Genomic DNA, 19573 nt, shown 5'->3' on the forward strand with positions numbered 1-19573 from the left:
GTTCTTTTTACGGTGTAAGCGATTGCTCAAAGTGTCGGATCAGATCTGCGTTGGATGTGGTCACTGCCGTTGCTCCAACACCAAGTGCAAGTTCAACCTCTTCCGGTGAACGAATCAGTCCCCCAGCAATAATGGGGATACCTGTACGTACAGATACTTCCGCAATAATATGCGGAATGACGCCAGGTAGTACTTCAATATAATCAGGTTGGGTTTTGGCCAACAGCAGATAACTCTTCTCCAAGGCATGGGTGTCCAGCAGAAAGATACGTTGAATCGCTGTAATACCCTTCTGCTTCGCCTTCTGAATAACACTTGCTCGCGTAGAGATCAATCCTGCCGGGCGAATGTGCTGACACAGATACTCTGCCGCATATTCATCGTTTTTCAATCCCTGGACCAGATCTGCATGCAAAAGTATCTTTTTGTCATACCGCCGCGCCTCGTCCATTACACTCTGAAGCTGTGCAATATGCGTTTCCAGCATCACCCCATAGGTATAAGGGCCTTCAATCATCGCTTCAAACTGCTTCATGCTCTTCGCAGCTGGCAACATACGTTGTCCCTCAAATGGCACCTTGGTTCCTCCCGCATTCATCAGATGCCTATATTGTATAATCCGTACTGTACGAACGGCAAGCCTTCCGTGAATCAGGAAAATCGAAGCGCTACGCTATTATCCATGCAAAAAAGCCGCTGCATACTTCTCCATAGCGGAGAGTACAACAACGGCTAATCAGCTAATCGTAACGTTTATAAATAATGATTAAGCCTGCGCATGCGGAAGCAGCGTCTCTGCCCCAGCCCAGCCATCACTTTCCGTCAAGTGACCAGAACGGTTCACTTTCGTTTGCAGATATTTCTCGTTGAAAGCAGAGCGATCTCCCCACAGTGGGACACGTCCGCCCACATTCAAACCCGCTTCCTGCAAAGCAGCCAGCTTCCGTGGGTTGTTCGTGATCAATGTAACCGGTGCGGAGCGAAGTGCACGTAACACTGCAATCGCATCGTCATAATTGCGGGCATCGTCCGTGAATCCGAGTTGCAAGTTTGCATCTACTGTATCCAGACCTTCTTCTTGCAAAATGTACGCCATGGCTTTGCTGAACAGACCAATGCCACGTCCTTCATGGTTGGCAAGGTAGAACAGTGCGCCCGCTCCGTGAGCGGCGATCATTTTCATGGATTGCTCCAATTGGAAGCCGCAATCACAGCGTTTGCTGCCAAAGATGTCGCCTGTATGACAGATACTGTGCATGCGAATAAGGGCATCCTGTGCTTCAGCAAAGTCACCATACACCAGGACACTGGATTGCTGGCGCTCTGCCAACTCAGCAGCAGCAAGAGATTCAATTAACTCGCCGCTCTCCATTGCTTTGTCTGACTTCATCCAGCTATACCACTGGAATGTCTTGGTCTCCCCATCAAGGTTTACCGGGAGCTTAATCGGTCCCACGAGGTATATGAACTCTTTTCCACTCGGAAAAGTCTGAATTTTGGGGGCAAGCAGTTGAATAATATGTGAATTGATCATTGTCGTTCCTCCTGTTTAGGCCAACTTGTATGTTGATTGATTCGCATCCAAAGCGAAAATGGATCACTTGGACGTTATATAGTACGTATCTATATTATTCTCATCATCATTAGTTACTTTATGTAAGTTAGTTTAGAATAAAAATTATAATGTGTCAAGTAACTTTTATTTTTAAAGTAACTACCCAATTTATGTTACGCAATGGTCACAAATATGTGTTTCATTTCAGGAATATTGGGTATGAGTTTATAAACTGCTCATACACTAATGTTGTAGTCCAAAGCACTTCATGCCTCGAACTTAATGATGAGGGGGTAATGCACATGATCCGCCGGAAAAGAACTTGCTGGACAGCCATACTGATGGTCTGCGTCCTGCTCATAAGCGGATGCTCCATCTGGCCCGGACAGGACGATTCAGCGAACAACAAAAAGGTAACGCTTACATTGTGGTACTGGAACCGTTCCATCGATGATAAGTTGATTGCCAGGGCTAAGGAAAAGTTCCCCAACATTGAACTGACAGCTCAGAAAATCGGCGGTGATTTCAAGGCAAAGCTCAAAACTACACTCGCTGCACGCTCAGGTGAACCAGACATTGTGGCATTGAACGACTGGATCATGGAGCTATTCCCCAGTGAGGACCGTTTCTATAATCTGTATGATCTCGGTGCTGGAGATATTGAAGACCAGTATCTGCCGTGGAAATGGAAGCAAGGCGTTACGCCAAGCGGACAGATGATCGGGTTCCCGATGGATACGGGACCGACAGCTCTCTTCTATCGTGAAGATCTCTTCAAGGAAGCCGGTTTGCCATCTGATCCCGAGGACGTTACACGTCAGATTAACAGCTGGGATGCATATGCCGCTGCCGGAGAACAGATCAAGGAGAAATTCGGAGGCAAGGTATTTCTGACCGATAACATTGGAAGCGTTTACAATCAAGTGCTATCCCAAGGAGCTGAACGTTATTTCCGTCCAGATGGTTCATTCATCGGCATGGATTCTGCTCTGGTGCGAACAAGCTGGGATACATCCATAGCTTTCAAAGAGAAGGGACTACTTGCCAATGCAGACGGCTGGACTCCAGGCTGGAACGCAGCTATGAATAATGGCGAGATTGCCTCTTTCGTGGGCGCTGTTTGGATGAAACAAGTGCTTCAGGAAGCCGCTCCGGATACATCAGGGAAATGGCGAGTTGCTCGTGCACCAGGGGGAGATGGCAATAACGGAGGATCATTCCTGTCCATCCTGAAGTCGAGTGAGCATCCTCAGGAAGCCTTTGAACTGGTTCGCTGGCTACAAAGTCCCGAGAATCAGTTGGAGCAATATCAGACACTGAACCTGTTCCCTTCTGCACCAGGTGTATTTGATGACCCTGCCATGAAAAAAGAAGAACCTTTCTTCGGCGGACAGGCGACAGGGCCTGTATTTGCCGAATCGGCACAGCAAGTGCCGGATGCTTTTTTTGGCGAAAGATACCCATCCGTACACAACATTATCACCCGGCGGCTGAATGATGTGGCGAAACAAAATGCCGATCCACAGCAGGTCTGGACAGATACGGTACACCGCGTCGAGCGGGAATTGCAGCGTTAACCTGAAGAACGTGTGGTTTCGTTATCCGCAAAGGAGGAATTCATATGGCTGTAACTGAACCTCGTCTTACTCCCGATCCCGGAAATGCAAGACCTGATCTGGATCGGCAGAAGTCACTGTGGGCCAGAATGTGGGAGAACCGTGCACTCTATGTTGCGATATCACCGTTTTATATTCTGTTTGCGGTATTTGGCCTGTTCCCGATCGGGTTCTCACTTTATCTGGCTTTTCATAAGTGGGATGGTATTGGTGTCATGACGTACAACGGGCTTAACAATTTCAAATACCTGCTGACCGATGCCGAGTTCTGGCAAGCTGTGGGTAACACATTCATGATCTGGATCTATTCGACGATTCCGATGCTCTTCTTCGCCCTGATTATTGCCTTTCTGCTGCATGCACCATTTGTGAAGTTCCGCACCCTATTCCGGGTCGGTTATTTCCTGCCGAACGTCACATCCATTGTGGCGGTAGCCATTATCTTCGGTGCTTTATTTGCCAACAATTATGGCTTTCTCAATTATCTGTTGCAGTCGGTCGGGCTACCGGTTGTGGAATGGCTTAATGCACCATGGGGCATTAAAGTCGCAATCTCCTCCATGGTAGTCTGGCGCTGGACCGGATATAACGCCGTCATCTACTTGGCCGGGCTTCAGAGTATCCCGCAGACGTTATACGAAGCGGCCAAGATTGACGGCGCATCAGCGATACAGTCCTTTTTCCGAATTACAATTCCGATGCTGCGTCCTGTGATCCTGTTTACGGTCATTACATCAACGATCGGCGGTATGCAGCTGTTCACCGAGCCTCAAGTATTGGTAGGTAATGATGGTGGCGCTGGTGCAGCAGGCATGACGATTGTATTGTACCTCTACCGTGAATCCTTCATTAACAATTACTTCGGATATGGCGCTGCCGTTGGTTGGGGCATGTTCCTCATTATCGCCCTGTTCTCGATTGTGAACTGGAAGCTTGTTCAAGGCAAATCATCCTGATGTGATAAGGGGGAGCGCACATGGCGACCAAACACCTCAAATCGCTGGTGTTGTATACCGGTCTTATCGGGGGCATGCTCATATCCATGTTCCCGTTCTATTGGCTGATTGTAATGTCCACCCGGACAACGTCCGATATCTACAAGTTCCCACCCCAGCTCTGGTTCGGCGGTGAACTGTGGAATAATATCACGCGGGTGTTGCAGCAGATTGATTTCTGGGGCGCCTTTCTGAATACGTTGTTTGTGTCGGGCTTAGTCACGATCCTGGTGCTGTTTTTTGACTCACTGGCGGGGTTTGCGTTTGCGAAGTTTGAATTTCCCGGCAAAAAGTGGCTCTTCATCCTGCTGCTCGCCACCATGATGGTACCTTCCCAGCTGTCGCTAGTGCCTTCCTTCGTACTCATGGCTACGTTCGGTTGGGTCGGTTCCTTCAAAGCTCTCATTATTCCGGGCATGGTGAACGCCTTCGGCATCTTCTGGATTCGCCAGTATGCAACAGAGTCCATTCCCAACGATCTGCTGGATGCGGGCCGCATCGACGGCTGTAATTTCTTCCGACTCTATTGGAACGTGGCGCTGCCAATTCTGCGACCTGCCTTTGCTTTCCTCGGCGCGTTCACCTTTATCGGCGTATGGAATGATTATCTGTGGCCTTTGATCGTCCTGACGGATGAACGCAAATACACGTTGCAGATTGCGTTATCTCAATTGAACGGATTGTATAACACAGACTATGCAATGGTCATCGCAGGTACGTTGCTTGCCGTCATTCCGCTCATCGTGATGTTCCTGTTCATCAGCCGTCAGTTCATCTCGGATATTGCCGCAGGGGCGGTGAAGGATTAAGATTCTGGCATTTTGATCCATCCCTCAAGTCTGATATTCTTATCTATAGATGAAATAACAGATGCCATATAAGTTGGATGAATAGCACCACCTTATATATTCAAGAAAGAGGGATGACAAAATGGCTTCTTCACCCTATATGATCGGCGTAGATATCGGCACGACCTCCACCAAGGCCGTCTTGTTCGAACAGAACGGAACCATTGTGGCACAAGGCAGTGCCGATTATCCGCTGCACACCCCCACACCTGCGATTGCGGAGCAGGATGCGGAAGATATTTTCAAAGCAGTCATCGAATCCGTTAAACAGGCCACTTCCAAAGCGGGAGTGAAGCCAGATGATATCCTGTTTGTATCCTTCAGTTCGGCCATGCACAGCATTCTACCAGTCGATCAACACGGCAAACCGCTGATGCGGGCCATGACATGGGCAGATAATCGCAGTGCCGAGTGGACCGAAGCACTCAAATCCGAGATGAATGGTCACGAAATCTATCTGAGAACAGGTACACCGATCCATCCGATGTCCCCACTCACCAAGATCATGTGGCTCACCCGGGATCAACCGGAACTGTTCCAACAGACGCACAAATTCATATCCATGAAAGAATATGTTTTCTATAAATTATTCTCTGAATACGTCATCGACCACTCGATGGCCTCAGCCACCGGACTTATGAATCTGGAAAAACTCGACTGGGATGCAGAAGCACTCCATGTAGCGGGCATTACCCCGGAACACCTATCCCGATTGGTACCGACGACACATGTGCTGAAACAGGGATTGCACCCGGAGTACGCCAAGGAGATGGGCATTGCGGTCACCACACCGTTTGTCATCGGGGCCAGTGATGGCGTGCTCTCCAATCTGGGCGTTAACGCCATTGATCCAGGCGTCGTCGCCGTGACCATTGGTACCAGTGGAGCGATTCGTACGGTGGTGGACAAACCAGTGACCGATCCAAAAGGACGCTTCTTCTGTTATGCGCTCACGGAGGATGCCTGGGTCATTGGCGGACCAGTGAACAATGGTGGTGTTATTTTCCGCTGGATTCGGGACGAGTTTGCGGCTTCCGAGGTGGAAACGGCTAAGCGACTTGGCATCGATCCATATGAAGTGCTGACTCGTGTCGCCGAAAATGTACCTCCGGGTTCGGAAGGCCTTTTGTTCCATCCGTACATGACGGGTGAGCGGGCCCCGCTCTGGAATCCCAATGCACGCGGTTCGTTCTTCGGCCTGACGCTACATCATAAGAAGGAACATATGATTCGCGCTGCGCTCGAAGGTGTATTGTTCAACCTGTACACGGTCATGCTCGCGATTGAAGAAAAGATCGGTCGGCCGAAAAAAATCCAAGCCACAGGCGGCTTCGCCCGATCGGAGTTGTGGCGACAGATGATGGCCGATATTTTCGATCAGGATGTCATCATCCCCGAAAGCATTGAAAGCTCCTGTCTCGGCGCAGCCGTACTGGGCTTGTACGCTCTGGGCCGCATCGATTCCCTGAGTGCCGTCTCCGGCATGATTGGATCAACACATCGGCACCAGCCTGATCCAGAAAGTGTCCGCGTCTACCGGGAGCTACTGCCGATCTTCATCCGCATCTCCCGCAAATTCGAAGAAGAGTATGCGGATATCGCCGCTTTTCAGAACAAGACGATGCAAGGATAGGGATGCGATGGGATAGCTAACGAATCGTAGACGTCTTATTTGAGGTTTATAGCATGTTTCCAAAATCTAACGAACCTGAGACACCGTATATCCGATTTTAGCGTTGAAAAACTGCCTGAAAGTGAGAATGAACGGAAAACAACGTCGCTACGGTTCGTTAGAATTTGACTTATGCCGACTTTCGTCCAATAGCGCGTCTCAGGTTCGTTAGAATTGACAGACCATCTTTACCATGCAGCAAGTCACCATCTCCTAAGCTGCGTCCCGTTTAGAATAACATTCAAGTCTAACGACTAGTTTTATGCACGTTCACGAGGACCTTCCCGCCATGTTTTGGACATGCGGGAGGGTCTTTTTCATTTACAGATCAGATTTTCACATACTGTTTTGTGTACCAATTATCTTGAGGAAACTGCGCTATTCGATAAATGAAGCCCTCGTCCTCATCAGCGCCTTTCAAATTAGCTAAATATTACAAAAAAAGCCCCACAGCTTGAAAGACTGTGGAGCTTCGTTTCCTAACCATTTCATTATTACTTATTTACACTGCGCTATTACTGATTATACTTGCTGAACGCATTTTGGTCGGCCTGCACGTTCTCCAGGTACACAATCTGCCCTGCATCATTCACACGAGCGATATCAATGCCTGCTTTGGCATATACCGTTCCGTCTGCCGCTTGTCCACATACCGCCCAGTTAGTTTGGTAGCTGCCGTCAGGCTGTTGCACCCACGCATCCCACATATGTTTTACATCTTTATTGTACTCGTAGAAAGCCTTCATGAAACCGTCGAATCCTGTTCGGCTTGTGCCGTTAAGTACAATTTCTGCGTCCGGTGTAAACAGGGACAATAAGTCCTGCATGGCGCGCTCATCTGTACGTGAAGCATCAAATAAACGGAAATAGTTGTTCAACAGTGTAGTGGTATTTGTAGTACTCATTCATATTCCTCCTAGAATAAAAAATCCGATTTCCAATCTTTCAGTTCGAATATTTTCGAACTAATTAAAAAGAAATGTAACATACTTCTTATACCGCCCGCAAGAAATATATAAGTTGAGACCGACTTTTACACTAAAACGGAGAGTCCAGAACCAATCTGAAGAAGCGAAGCATGCGCTTGAAAGCTTTCTGAAAGAAAGCTACATCGGAAGCATACGCTATCACCGGATTTTTCCCTTGGACCAAGGGAATAAAGAAAATCTGGGGATAAGAGCGATCGAAAGATGGTACTGCAATCGGAGTAACCATGTGTAATAGTTGTAGTTCAACTTATATAGTTCGAAATTTTTCAAACATTGAAAGAGAAAGCCGAATATGCTAACGTCATAGATATGAGAACTCCAACGATACCTATGGCTTCGGAATTGAAACTGACTACGGTCTGCAATGCATTGGGTGATCCGATCCGCATGAAAATTGCACACTGCCTGGCCAGCTCTGGCGAGAAAAATTGTTCCGCCTTCGAAGTAGACCATATTTCTAAATCCACGTTGTCCCATCACATCAAAATTTTACGTGAAGCTGGCGTGATCCAGCCGCGCATTGAAGGTAAACAGCACTTTTATTCCCTACGAAAGGAAGAATTAGACGTACGTTTTCCAGGTCTCGTCGAGATGATTCTGAATACAACCGAGGAATACGTAACACAGGCCCCAGATAAATTGAACTAACCCTTTAAACAAGAACGTAGAGGGCAGAAATAACCTGAAGAAGCGGAGCTAAAAGCTTTCTGGAAGAAAGCTACTTCGAAAGCATAAGCTTCGCCTAAAAGCTTTCTGCAAGAAAGCTGCATCGTAAGCATACGCTATCACCAGAATTTCACCTTTTAAAAGTGAATCGAAAATTCGGGGGATAACAGCGATCGGAAGGTTGTTCTGTCATCGAAGTGGTAAGGCTAATTGCTCTTTAGTTCAATCTTATAGATAGAAGCATCACAATGATCATAATCGCAATTCCCATAAAGGAGGCTAACCACATGGACAAAAAGGCGGCAAAGATACTGCTGAGCACCTTCTGGGGAGGTGGTGGCTGGAAAACAACCTCTGTACCCTTCTCTGGAGATGAATTTGAATATGCCAAAAGCAAAGGCGTTATGTTCGATCCACTCACGATCACGCATGACGAGATTGTCCAGCGTCTGTACGACATGCATCAGGATGACTCGTTCAAGGAACGGGTGATTTCGGCATTTCTACACAGTCTGTCCACCAAAAAAGTCTATCTGCGCAGCGCATTATCCAGCTGGGCTTTAACGTCGAAGATGCCTTTGCATACCTATGCGGAACGCCCTGCCCTTCACCCTAATACCAGTGCTTGTGGGGATTGTAACTTCCTGTGTTTGCAGTCAGACAAGGAATATTCCAACGTCGACTTAAACGTCCTGAACTTTGAACGGATCAAGTGGGGCGGCGTGCGTCATGGCTGGTTGCTCTACTGCCTGATGGATCTGGAATTACTGCTTCAGGACAACGATGCAAACTATGAAGTAACTCCTGAAGACCAAGCTATCCTGGTCAACCTGCTTGAAGCAGCTCAGACGGAAGACCCCAAAGACAGTGCACGTTCACTGGAGAAAAAGTGGAAGGATCTCTTCCCTTCCAGCAAACAGGAGCGGGATGCCCTGCTGGAAATCTGGGCGGCAGCCGGAATATTGATTCCTGGAGATAAACCGAGAAAAGGTAAAGGTGGTTCCAGCGATTTCATCTTTGCGGCGACTTGGCAAGGTGATGATGGATATCATGCGGAAGCCGCAAATCATTATTTCAGCTCCTATCTTCCTCAAAAGCAATAAAACCTGATATGCTGCTCACCTTGACGTGCTTCTGGTTACAATAATGACATCGACAGATTTCCTGTTTAACTCGTATAATAAGGGGAAATTGGTAGATGGGAGTGAAACAAGCGAGTTTATGGTATACATACTGGCTTTTATAGTGTCTTTTGCTGTCGTGGTTCTGCTTATTCCGCCGCTTGGTCGACTGGCTCACCGGCTCGATTTTGTGGACAAGCCTCGGGAAGATGTGGAGCGTAAGCTGCACAGGCAACCTATCCCGCTCACGGCGAGTTACGCGATATTTACTGGATTTTTCCTGACATACATTGCTCTTACGAAAGAAATCACATGGGAAACGGCGGCTCTGGTCGCTGGTGGTATGCTTCTGCTAACGATTGGTACCGTCGACGACTGGTACAAAACGAAAGGCAAAGATTTTCCTGCCCTGCCCAAAATGCTCGTACAGGTCTCTGCGGCAGTGCTCGTATTTGCTTCGGGTATTGCGTTCACCGGATTCGTGAATCCCTTCAACGCGGAATATGTCATGCTTCCGATCTGGCTGCAATTCATTCTCACGATCCTCTGGATCTTCGGGGTGACAACCGTCATCAACTTTTCGGACGGCATGGACGGACTGGCTGGCGGATTATCGGCCATCTCGGCGATCACCCTGTTCATCGTGGCTCTTGCCAAAGGTCAAACGGATTCCGCACTCATGTCGATCATTCTGGTCGGTGTGACCATCGGGTATCTGAAGTACAACAAAGCTCCTGCCAAAGTGTTCATGGGCGATGCAGGCGCTACGTTCCTTGGCTTCATTCTGGCGGTTATCGCTCTGGATGGTGCATTCAAACAAGCGACCATGTTGTCCATCTTCATTCCGATTTTGGCGCTGGGTGTACCAATCTTCGACAACATCTTTGTCGTTATCAAACGTTTCATTCAAGGTAAAGCGATCTACCAGGCTGATGCGAGTCAAGCTCATTATCGACTGCTGCGTGCCGGATTGAATCACAAACAGGTTGTTGCTGTGCTCTATCTCGTCAGCACTTGTCTGTGCCTTTCCTCCATTATTTTGATGTTGGTAGAGATGTAAATATCCGCAACGAAAGCGGTCATATCGGAATGTAAAAAGAGACGAGTCCAAGATTTCTTGGCTCGTCTCTTTGTTATGTTTTTATGGTTCGGTGCTCACAGGCTCACACTTATCTCGAAGCTACAGGAGGCAACGGTTGTTCTTGTTGCTGCTGATCTATCCACCCCGGCCGATCGAGTTCGATGAGACGGCGGTATCGCTCTTCCCCAGCCAGCAATTGTTCGTGAGAACCTTGCATGGCAATCTGTCCATTTTCCATAAAAATAAGTTCGTCCATCTGTTCCGCACCAATCAGGTGATGGGTCACCCAGATCATGGTCTTGCCTTGCAAGCTATCCAGAATGGTGCGCATCAGTTCTCGTTCCGTCACAGGATCAAGCCCCACGGTCGGTTCATCGAATATCACAACGGGTGTCTCCCGGAGCAGTACCCGGGCCAGGGCGATCCGTTGCCTTTCCCCACCTGAGAAACGCAGCCCCGTCTCCAACATCGGTGTATCATATCCCTGCGGCAAGGATTCGATCAGACCAGATAAACCTACTTGCGCGGCTACCTGACGAATCTCCTCATCCGTTGCATGCGGACGTCCAATCCGCAAATTATTCGCTACCGTGGTGTCGAACAGGTGAGGACTCTGATTCAGCACCGCGATGACATCAGTGACACTCTCACCCAGGGTCTGCACAGGCATATTATTAATTAGAACTTTCCCCGCAGACGGAAGCAAAGCCCCCTGAATCAGCTTCAACAATGTCGATTTGCCACCGCCGCTTCGTCCAAGAATAGCTAATCGTTTGCCTTGTGGCAGATGAAGGGATATGTCCTGTACGGCGTAGGAATCATCCGCTGCATAACGGTAACTAACGCGATTGATCTCGATGTCTGCTCTTAGTTTGGGCGGAATACGAAGACGAATTCGTCTGTCCGGGATATCATTCGCAGCTGGCACGGACTCCGATGGCTTTCCAGCCAATCCATTGCCGTTTTTTACTACAGAGATTGATTCGCCCGTTCCGTCAACATCATCCGCTCCATTCTGCCCCGGAAGTTGCTCTTTCCCTTCCAGCTGTTTCAAGCGGTCCAGCGATTCCCGGTATTGTGGAAGATGCTCCACCGCATCCCCTACAGGCAGAAGTGTTTCCGTGAGCGGAAATAACACCAGCACAAAAGCAGCAATCATCACAGCAGGCAATTGTCCGATAGATGCAGCATTTCCGGCCCATAACGTAACCGATACCACCAACAGGCCAATGACACACTGAACTATCAGATCACGCCAGCGTGTCCAGCGCCGCAATTTGCGACGAACTGCGTCGACCTGTTCTTCCGCTTCCTCATGCTGCTGAACAAATTCCGCGGCTCGTCCACTTGCAAGCCAATCTCCTAACCCAAGCACACCGTCGGTCAGACGGGTATACAACGTGCTGTTTTCCTTTTTCAGCCGTACACGCCATTTCCACGTCACTTTCAGCGAGATTGCAGGTAGCCCAGCAACGAGAAATAACATATACAAACCCATCCACAACGCAAATCCCAGATCAACACTGCCAAAGGCGACCACAGCTGCACCGTACATCACGAGCGCCGTAACCGCTGGGAAGACTGTCCGCAGATAAATATCCTGCAACCGCTCCACATCATCGGCGAGTGCTCCAAGCACATCTCCGGTCTGCATGCGAGAGCGCAAGAACAGGGCCTGCGGCTCCAGAATGCGATATAGCTTCACCCGCTGATCGGCCAACACCCGCAGTACGGCATCATGTCCTGCCAATCGCTCGATATATCGAAAGACAGCGCGGAATATCCCAAATGCACGTACACCTACAATAGGTACATACACCATCAGAATATTTTCAGGACGCAGCGCAGACTTGGAGATCAGAAATCCGGAGGTGAACAGCAGCAGTACCGCACACAAGGCAGCGCATGTACCCAGCGCAATGACTGCAATGAATCTCCACCGGTACTGTGTCACATACGGAGCAATCCAGCTATTTTTTTCTTTTCCGTTACGGACGGTCTCCATATGTTCATATCCGGACTTCATTTTATATCGCCTCCATCTGGGCCTGAATCATCTGATAATATACGCCTTGTCGTGCCAGCAATTCCTGATGTGTTCCCGTCTCTGCCACTGTGCCGCCGTCCATGACAATAATTCGATCCATATGCGGCATCCAGTGCAGACGATGGGTAGCCAAAAATACAAGTTTTCCTTCAAACAGCGGCAGCATCGTCTGTTTCAGTTCATACTCTGTTTCCACATCCAGATGTGCTGTCGGTTCATCAAGCAGCAGAATGTTCCGTTGACTAAGCAAGGCTCTCGCCAGTGCCACCCGTTGCTCCTGTCCACCACTGAGCTGTCTGCCGCCAGCCCCAATGAGCTCATGCAGCCCACCGGATAATGAGGTCAGAAGTTTGGTTAATCCAGCTGCGCTAATGGCCTTCGCCACTTCCGCATCCGATGCCTCCGGCATGTAGAAACGAACGTTATCCGCCAGACTTCCGCTGAAGATATACGGATGCTGCGGGATAGCTGCCGTCTGTCTTCGCCAGGATTCGAGCATATCCGGTGTAATCGGCTGTCCGTTAGCCAGTACTTGACCCGATGTAGGCAACTGGAAACCAGCCAATACATCTATCAACGTGGACTTGCCCGCTCCGCTGGCGCCAATAATACCGATTTTGCCGAGACCTGTAATCTGAAATGTAACATCCTTTAGCGAAGAAGGACCTTCATCATCATGCCGTACCTGTACATCCGTTAGAGCCAATCTGCTATTCTCATTCCAAGAGAACACTGAGGAAGAGGAAGAAACAAGCTCAGGAGTAGTAGAAACAGAAGAAGGATCAGGAGCAAGATGCCCCGCAGCCGTTTTATCATTCAATACGACGCGTATGGTCGAAATGCCGGCTTTCCTTTTACCCGAAGATAATAAAGATGAAGATTCAGCTTCGTCCTCTGCCGTGACTGCCTGCACAACAACACTTGCATAGGCTTCTTTTTGTTTCTGTTCAGCAACTTTCCCCCGTTCAATCATCTGATTAATGGCCGCTCCAGCTTCCTTACCGTCCAAAGTGGCATGATAATCAGCGCCGAGCATACGTACAGGCAGGAAATATTCGGGTGCCAGAATCAGTACCGTCAACGCAGGGCCAAGCAGCATATGTCCTTCCGTCAGACGTAATCCCAGACCAACCGCCACAGAAGCAACGGACAGCATCGTGAAGAAGTCGAGTGCAAACGAAGAAAGAAAGGCCATGCGCAGGGTGGACATCGTCGCCTTCCGATACCGCTGACTGACCCGCAGAATGGACCCTTCGTGTGTTTTGCTCTGTCCCAACGTTTTCAGCGTCTCCAGCCCACGCAAGGTATCAACAAAATGGTTAGCAAGTGCTTTGTAGGATCTAAATTGCCCGTCTATCTTCCGCTGCGCTGCGAGGCCAATCAGAATCATGAACACGATCAGGATTGGTAGTGTCAGCATTAGAATAACTCCGGACATCAGATCCAGCTTGAACACATACAGCAAAATGACGATGGGGGTGAACCCCATGCCCAGCATGCGAGGAATAAATAGTTCCAAATACGTCTTGTATTGAGCTGTCCCCTCACGTGCCAGTGTGACCAGATGGCCTGTGCCCTCTGTCTTAGCATAACGCGGCCCGAGCCTGAACCACTGCTCCACCATCTGTCTGCGCAGATCGGTCCCTGTTCTCTCCGCATATCGTGAAGTCACGAGTTGTAACCAGAAGGATAGGGCGTAGCGGGCGGCAAAAGCAGCCAGGAACAGCAGCAGTACAGGATACTGCTCCGTTACGGATGAACCTTCAAACAATGCCGTGATGGCCTGTGCCAGCCATTTGGCTTGCATAATGATCGTCATCGCCTGTAGCAGCACCAGCGCTGAGGCCAGCGCAAGTACCGGCCGGATGCCCGGCAGCTTCATCAGCCCCCGTCCCATATCAGTACTCCAGGTGGTGTTGCTCGTTCAGACGTTTGCGGAAGATATAATAACTCCAGATCTGATAACCAAGAACAAACGGCAGCAGTGTGCAAGCTACAATTGTCATGACTTTCAATGAATAAGCACCGGATGCCGCATTGTATACAGTCAGGTCATATGCCGCTCCAAAAGAACTCACCATCACTCTTGGGAATAGTCCGATAAATACCGAGGCAAAGGCAATTGCAATCACTGCCCCTGTCATACCGAAAGCCCAGCCTTCACGCTTCTGACGAACGAAGTAGGCCGCAAGTGCAAGCGAGACTGCACCAAGTACAACCATAATCCAGAGGGCCCAACCGCGTACGGTGAACACATCGGTCATGAAATACGTCATTAACGCGTAAACGGCGAGCAGTGCAGCCAGCGGCAGCATCAATTTTTGCGCTGTATTCAAGGCACGCTCTCTGAGTTCGCCTACTGTTCGTAGTGATGCAAACAGCAATCCATGAACCAGACATAGCAGCGTTACGCTCAAGCCACCAATGACGGTGTACGGATTAACGATATCGAAGAATCCTGCGCGCAACTGCATCTCCCCATCAATGGGCAGACCCTTCATCAACGTGGCAAAGACCACCCCGAACAGGAAAGGTAACAGCGCACTGGAAACAACAATGATGATGTCCCACGTTTTGCGCCAGCGCTGCTGTTTCATTTTACTGCGGAATTCGAAAGCAACCCCGCGACCAATCAAGGCGAGTAACACCACTACGAGTGGCAGGTAAAAACCACTGAACAACGTGGCATACCAGTGCGGGAAGGCAGCAAACATCGCGCCCCCTGCTGTAATCAGCCATACTTCGTTGCCATCCCAGAACGGACCGATCGAGTTGATCAGGGTCCGGCGTTCACGGTCTGTTTTGGCGATAATACCTGTAGACATCCCCACACCAAAATCAAAACCTTCCAAAAAGAAGAACCCGACAAACAATACGGCAATCAGCAAAAACCACAACTCACTTAGTGACAACGGAATAACCTCCATCCACGCCGAACGGATCGGCCGATTCATCGTGATCTTCCGGCTTCTCGACCGCAAATGGGCCTGCTTTGATCTCACGTACGAACAGGTATACCATCACGATTCCGAGAACCGTATACGCAGCGGTAAAAGCGATGGTCGAGAACAGGATCATTCCTGCGGATACATTCGGTGAGACCCCGGCTTCAGTGGTCATATAGCCAAATACTGTCCATGGCTGCCTTCCAACCTCGGTCATAATCCAACCTGATGTATTGGCGATAAACGGCAGGGAGATGGCGAACACCATCAGACGCATAAACCACTTTCCAGCGACCTCCAGCTTCTTACGCATGGCCAGAAACGTACCGTATAGCGCCAGTGCAATCATCAATCCACCCGCAGCAATCATGATGCGGAAACTCCAGAACGTTGTCCGTACTGGCGGGATATAGTCCCCCGGTCCATACGTCTGTTCATACTCAGCTTGAAGCTCCTTCATGCCTTTGACACTACCGGAGAACTTGCTGTAAGACAGGTAACTGAGCAATCCGGGGATTTTGATCTCACCCGTGTTCTCCTGTTTATCCGGATCGATAAAGGCGACCACCGTCCATGGTGCCGGATCTTCCGTCGTCGTCCATGTGCCCTCACTGGCTGCCATCTTCATCGGCTGTGTCTCCACCAGATATTGCGCCTGGAAGTGCCCCGAGAAAGCGACGCCGATTGAGGAAACAAGAGCGATAATGATCGCAATATTAAACGATTTGCGGAAGATCTCCACATCCTGCTTCTTCATTAATTTGTAGGCACTGATACCCGTTACGACGAAAGCCCCTGTCATCAATGCTCCAAAGATTGTATGTGGGAACTCGACGAGAAGCTGACCATTCGTGATGAGTGCAAAGAAATCATTCATCTCAGCTCGGCCGTTGTTAATCTCAAACCCGACGGGATGCTGCATAAATGAATTGGCTGCCAGAATCCACAGCGCGGACAGGAATGTGCCAACGAACACCAGCCAGATACAGGCCAGATGCACTTTTTTAGACAAACGATCCCACCCAAATATCCACAATCCAATAAATGTAGACTCCATAAAAAACGCCAATAGGGCTTCAATAGCCAGTGGCGCACCGAACACATCCCCGACAAATCGGGAGTACTCTGACCAGTTCATACCGAACTGGAATTCCTGCAGAATACCTGTGACAACCCCGACGGCGAAGTTAATCAGGAACAGTTTGCCCCAGAACTTGGCCATCGTTTTGTAGATCTCCTTACCCTTAACAACGTACAACGTCTCCATAATCGCAACCAACAGTACAAGACCAATGGATAGCGGCACAAAAAAGAAATGGAAAATCGTTGTAAGTGCATATTGGATACGCGATAACATAATCGGATCCATACCGTTACCCCTTCTTTCTGTTCACTTCGCAGTATGCGTATCTGGCATTGAAGCTGCACCTTCGCTGTCTGTCCACCAAATACGTTGATGAACGTATTGTGCCAGATTACCTATTTTATACATGTGAGAATTATCACAATCTACGTGTTTAGAGCAAAAAAAAGTGATCCTGGTCACACAAAAGATAAAAATCAGCCTATTACCACAGCTTGCCAACTTCATGTATTCATGGAAGATACTCATGTTTGGGACGGAATGCCCATATGTTAGTCTCAGGCATATCATGCGAAGTGCCGTGAGGGCTTTACATATGAAGTGGAAGCATGAAGCACATGCAGAGAGAATGACGCACCATAATACAGTCAAGGTGAGGTGAAGCATTCATGAAAAATCCTGCGCCGTTACCGGATTCTGCTCCCGAAGTCAGCCCGAATGAGGTCAGTACAACACAGGCTCCTGTCCGGTATATTCTCTTTTCTCGCAAAGGAGGATGGTCATCCTTTCCCTATCCCGATATTGCTGCGCTGTTGTCGATCGAGGGAGAGGTCTATTATGTCAGCAGCCTGAAGCAGACAGAGGATGTACCTGCGGCCATCACTGTCATCTCCCTCCCTGAAGCCGAACAACTACTGCTGGAACCTCGCACCGTAGCAGTGGTAACCCATCCTTACTGGCTCATGGCTACAGCTTCGCTGGAGCCAGAGCTATGTATCGTCCTGCTCCCTGAGCCAGCTGGAGATGAAGCAGCCTCTCCTTTATGGGAAAGCAGTATCTACAAACTGGTCGGCATCGCCGATCTGGTGGGTACCTCCTCCGAAACACGATATATGAAGCTGCTTTTCCAAGGTGTACGCGCTATCTGGCTAGGAGGCGAAGACCCTACACCTGCGGGTACGATGCAAAAGGATGATCTCGAAGTCCCTCTCCGGGACTACGAACTGTTCTTCCTGCATGCCCTGCGGCAGATCCTGTCAGGAACGCTGGATAGCGTCACCCTGCTTCAATGCAGTGTACGTGCCGACTTCTACCGGCAGCTCCGAGCCAAAGCAGGTGCACATGAGACCATATCCTTTTTGCTGGCAGCCTATGAGTACTTGCTTGAAGATCCTCGGGCTATCAATTCACTGCAAGAGGCCTTCACCCACGCGGTCTTGAATGGTCGCAGTGACTGTGTAGTCTCCCACTATAGATTCCTGTCCGCAATCCATGCCCGGGCCGGACAGTTGGAGGACGCCCTGCTGGTGTACGGTATCAGTGCAGCCGACGAACAGGAACGCCATCATTATGAACAGCTCTGTCGCTGGCTTGAAGCGGGAGAAGATCAACTTGTACGAGCGGAATTGCTGCGTATTAACGATGATTACGGAAACGCCTTGCGTATCCTGGACGAACTTGGCGGAGAAACCGCGAGACATTGGAAATTCCGCATCTATCAGGAGACAGGACGTGTGGAAGAGGCACTGGCTCTGGTGCATGCAGTCGATATTCAGGATGATGCCAGTCGCCGGGATTATCAGCAATTATCCGGAAGTGCGCTGGCTCTGCGAGGGGAACGACACGGGGCAGTCCGACATTTTCTCGAAACGGCACTGGAGGATGAAGATGCGCTCGCCAGGATTGTCGAGCTGGAGCTGTTGGATCATGCTGTACAGCAATTGCTTGGGGAGGTGCCATGATGCTGGACCCGAAGAAGCGTAGACAACAGGTGAATGGGCCGATGGTGCACAGGGATATCCGAACCGAAACCACTTACACGCCAACGGAAACAGTCGATCGGACACATACAGACGCATTGGGAAATGGCGATCACACGCCGGATCATGCACAACCAACGCCGAGCACTCGAAGCCAAATTCATCACTGGGGCGACGTACAAGATCAGGGAGAACAGGATGCTGCTGTATCACAAGAGGAAACAAATGTATTCGAAGAGCCCTTCTCCATTCGTCGGGTTCGCAAAAGCAAAGGCAACAAGCTGACCGCCATGCTCCAGGTTCGCAATGAACGTGGCCGATACCTTGAAGAGGTACTGCATGATCTGAGTGAATTCGTGGATGAGATCGTCATTGTGGACGATGCCAGCACAGATGGAACCCCGGACATATGCAAGGCCTATCCGAAGGTGGTCCGGCTGGAGGTATTGGAGAAACCACTGTTCGCCGAGGAATGGCGGCTTCGCAACACCTTATGGCAAGCGGCTGCGGGAACACGTCCCGACTGGTTGCTCTCAGTTGATGCGGATGAGCTATACAGCTCAGAGGCCAAGAAAGCCATACGCACTCTGATTAATCAGGAGTATGCGGACTGGTTTGCATTTCGTTTCTACGATATGTGGGGTGGCCGGACCCACTACCGGGAAGATGATCTCTGGTCTCTTCACAAGCGGCATACGGCTTCACTTGTACGGTATATGCCTGGATATCCTTATTTTTATCCACAACAGAATCATCATGTTCCCCGTCTTCCCTTGTCCTGCACCGTATTGCCCGGGGTCAGCACGGAGCTGAAGGTTCAACATCTCGGTTGGGCCGGCAGCCTGGAGGACCGGGTTCGTAAATATTTGCGCTACAAACGTATTGATCCTAGTGGTGAATGGGGCAATCTTGCACACTACGAGTCGATTCTCGATCCTGAACCTCGGCTGGTTCCTTGGAAGGAGGGACAGTGAA

16 protein-coding genes are annotated in these 19573 nt (G+C 49.6%); 9 read left to right on the forward strand and 7 right to left on the reverse strand.

Annotated elements, in window-relative coordinates; genetic code table 11:
• Positions 1 to 7: 7 nt before the first annotated feature.
• Both MHI06_RS27920 and MHI06_RS27925 read right to left on the reverse strand, forming a co-directional pair.
• Positions 8 to 577, reverse strand: coding sequence for a glycerol-3-phosphate responsive antiterminator (locus MHI06_RS27920; RefSeq protein ID WP_169479917.1), 570 nt, complete (start codon positions 575 to 577; stop codon positions 8 to 10).
• 189 nt (positions 578 to 766) lie between these two features.
• A complete protein-coding gene (locus tag MHI06_RS27925) occupies positions 767 to 1534 on the reverse strand; it encodes a GTP cyclohydrolase II (protein ID WP_340399774.1) in 768 nt (255 codons plus the stop codon).
• A gap of 362 nt (positions 1535 to 1896) precedes the next feature.
• Here MHI06_RS27925 and MHI06_RS27930 point away from each other — a divergent pair, with 362 nt between their 5' ends.
• From MHI06_RS27930 to gntK, 4 genes are all read left to right on the forward strand, one after another.
• Positions 1897 to 3132 (forward strand): extracellular solute-binding protein, encoded by a 1236-nt coding sequence (locus tag MHI06_RS27930; protein ID WP_340402196.1) that lies wholly within the window; start codon positions 1897 to 1899, stop codon positions 3130 to 3132.
• 116 nt (positions 3133 to 3248) lie between these two features.
• On the forward strand, positions 3249 to 4127 hold the full coding sequence (locus tag MHI06_RS27935; protein WP_340402197.1) for a sugar ABC transporter permease: 879 nt from the start codon (positions 3249 to 3251) through the stop codon (positions 4125 to 4127).
• Between the two features lie 20 nt (positions 4128 to 4147).
• Positions 4148 to 4975: a carbohydrate ABC transporter permease gene (locus MHI06_RS27940; protein WP_036612996.1), complete on the forward strand. Its 828-nt coding sequence runs from the start codon at positions 4148 to 4150 to the stop codon at positions 4973 to 4975.
• A gap of 121 nt (positions 4976 to 5096) precedes the next feature.
• Entirely contained in the window at positions 5097 to 6647 is a 1551-nt protein-coding gene (gene gntK, locus MHI06_RS27945; protein WP_340399775.1) for a gluconokinase, read from the forward strand.
• A gap of 554 nt (positions 6648 to 7201) precedes the next feature.
• On the opposite strand, the gene MHI06_RS27950 is transcribed toward gntK, so the two are convergent.
• On the reverse strand, positions 7202 to 7591 hold the full coding sequence (locus MHI06_RS27950; protein ID WP_091035905.1) for a nuclear transport factor 2 family protein: 390 nt from the start codon (positions 7589 to 7591) through the stop codon (positions 7202 to 7204).
• A 414-nt stretch (positions 7592 to 8005) separates the two neighbouring features.
• Here MHI06_RS27950 and MHI06_RS27955 point away from each other — a divergent pair, with 414 nt between their 5' ends.
• The 3 genes from MHI06_RS27955 (at position 8006) to MHI06_RS27965 (ending at position 10522) form a co-directional block, all read left to right on the forward strand.
• Positions 8006 to 8323: a metalloregulator ArsR/SmtB family transcription factor gene (locus MHI06_RS27955; RefSeq protein ID WP_211175562.1), complete on the forward strand. Its 318-nt coding sequence runs from the start codon at positions 8006 to 8008 to the stop codon at positions 8321 to 8323.
• A gap of 305 nt (positions 8324 to 8628) precedes the next feature.
• A complete protein-coding gene (locus tag MHI06_RS27960; RefSeq protein WP_340399776.1) occupies positions 8629 to 9444 on the forward strand; it encodes a hypothetical protein in 816 nt (271 codons plus the stop codon).
• 118 nt (positions 9445 to 9562) lie between these two features.
• Positions 9563 to 10522: an MraY family glycosyltransferase gene (locus MHI06_RS27965; protein ID WP_062836785.1), complete on the forward strand. Its 960-nt coding sequence runs from the start codon at positions 9563 to 9565 to the stop codon at positions 10520 to 10522.
• 109 nt (positions 10523 to 10631) lie between these two features.
• On the opposite strand, the gene cydC is transcribed toward MHI06_RS27965, so the two are convergent.
• Genes cydC through MHI06_RS27985 form a run of 4 tightly spaced genes read right to left on the reverse strand, consistent with a single transcriptional unit; the run spans position 10632 to position 16904 of the window.
• Positions 10632 to 12569 (reverse strand): thiol reductant ABC exporter subunit CydC, encoded by a 1938-nt coding sequence (cydC, locus tag MHI06_RS27970; protein WP_340399777.1) that lies wholly within the window; start codon positions 12567 to 12569, stop codon positions 10632 to 10634.
• 1 nt (position 12570) lies between these two features.
• Positions 12571 to 14487, reverse strand: a complete 1917-nt coding sequence (cydD, locus tag MHI06_RS27975) for a thiol reductant ABC exporter subunit CydD (protein ID WP_340399778.1) — start codon at positions 14485 to 14487, stop codon at positions 12571 to 12573.
• A 1-nt stretch (position 14488) separates the two neighbouring features.
• The gene (gene cydB, locus MHI06_RS27980; protein WP_340399779.1) at positions 14489 to 15544 is read right to left on the reverse strand and encodes a cytochrome d ubiquinol oxidase subunit II; all 1056 of its coding nucleotides are present in this window, start codon (positions 15542 to 15544) and stop codon (positions 14489 to 14491) included.
• The gene (locus tag MHI06_RS27985) at positions 15489 to 16904 is read right to left on the reverse strand and encodes a cytochrome ubiquinol oxidase subunit I (RefSeq protein WP_340399780.1); all 1416 of its coding nucleotides are present in this window, start codon (positions 16902 to 16904) and stop codon (positions 15489 to 15491) included. Before MHI06_RS27985 ends, cydB begins: the two co-directional genes overlap by 56 nt.
• Positions 16905 to 17287: 383 nt before the next feature.
• On the opposite strand from MHI06_RS27985, the gene MHI06_RS27990 reads away from it, so the two are divergent.
• Complete coding sequence (locus MHI06_RS27990; protein WP_340399781.1) at positions 17288 to 18580, forward strand: hypothetical protein; 1293 nt, start codon at positions 17288 to 17290, stop codon at positions 18578 to 18580.
• Entirely contained in the window at positions 18577 to 19572 is a 996-nt protein-coding gene (locus MHI06_RS27995; RefSeq protein WP_340399782.1) for a glycosyltransferase, read from the forward strand. Before MHI06_RS27990 ends, MHI06_RS27995 begins: the two co-directional genes overlap by 4 nt.
• Position 19573 lies beyond the last annotated feature (1 nt).

The organism is Paenibacillus sp. FSL H8-0079, from assembly GCF_037991315.1.
Classification (GTDB): Bacteria; Bacillota; Bacilli; order Paenibacillales; family Paenibacillaceae; genus Paenibacillus.

What these genes read in the sequence shown, in the direction of transcription:
- MHI06_RS27930 (WP_340402196.1), top strand. Translation starts at nt 1,897, where the DNA reads ATGGTCTGCGTCCTGCTCATAAGCGGATGCTCCATCTGGCCCGGACAG.
- gntK (WP_340399775.1), top strand. Translation starts at nt 5,097, where the DNA reads ATGGCTTCTTCACCCTATATGATCGGCGTAGATATCGGCACGACCTCC.
- cydD (WP_340399778.1), bottom strand. Translation starts at nt 14,487, where the DNA reads ATGGGACGGGGGCTGATGAAGCTGCCGGGCATCCGGCCGGTACTTGCG.
- MHI06_RS27965 (WP_062836785.1), top strand. Translation starts at nt 9,563, where the DNA reads ATGGTATACATACTGGCTTTTATAGTGTCTTTTGCTGTCGTGGTTCTG.
- cydB (WP_340399779.1), bottom strand. Translation starts at nt 15,544, where the DNA reads ATGAATCGGCCGATCCGTTCGGCGTGGATGGAGGTTATTCCGTTGTCA.
- cydC (WP_340399777.1), bottom strand. Translation starts at nt 12,569, where the DNA reads ATGAAGTCCGGATATGAACATATGGAGACCGTCCGTAACGGAAAAGAA.
- MHI06_RS27950 (WP_091035905.1), bottom strand. Translation starts at nt 7,591, where the DNA reads ATGAGTACTACAAATACCACTACACTGTTGAACAACTATTTCCGTTTA.
- MHI06_RS27985 (WP_340399780.1), bottom strand. Translation starts at nt 16,904, where the DNA reads ATGGATCCGATTATGTTATCGCGTATCCAATATGCACTTACAACGATT.
- MHI06_RS27925 (WP_340399774.1), bottom strand. Translation starts at nt 1,534, where the DNA reads ATGATCAATTCACATATTATTCAACTGCTTGCCCCCAAAATTCAGACT.
- MHI06_RS27960 (WP_340399776.1), top strand. Translation starts at nt 8,629, where the DNA reads ATGGACAAAAAGGCGGCAAAGATACTGCTGAGCACCTTCTGGGGAGGT.
- MHI06_RS27940 (WP_036612996.1), top strand. Translation starts at nt 4,148, where the DNA reads ATGGCGACCAAACACCTCAAATCGCTGGTGTTGTATACCGGTCTTATC.
- MHI06_RS27995 (WP_340399782.1), top strand. Translation starts at nt 18,577, where the DNA reads ATGATGCTGGACCCGAAGAAGCGTAGACAACAGGTGAATGGGCCGATG.
- MHI06_RS27955 (WP_211175562.1), top strand. Translation starts at nt 8,006, where the DNA reads ATGGCTTCGGAATTGAAACTGACTACGGTCTGCAATGCATTGGGTGAT.
- MHI06_RS27990 (WP_340399781.1), top strand. Translation starts at nt 17,288, where the DNA reads ATGAAAAATCCTGCGCCGTTACCGGATTCTGCTCCCGAAGTCAGCCCG.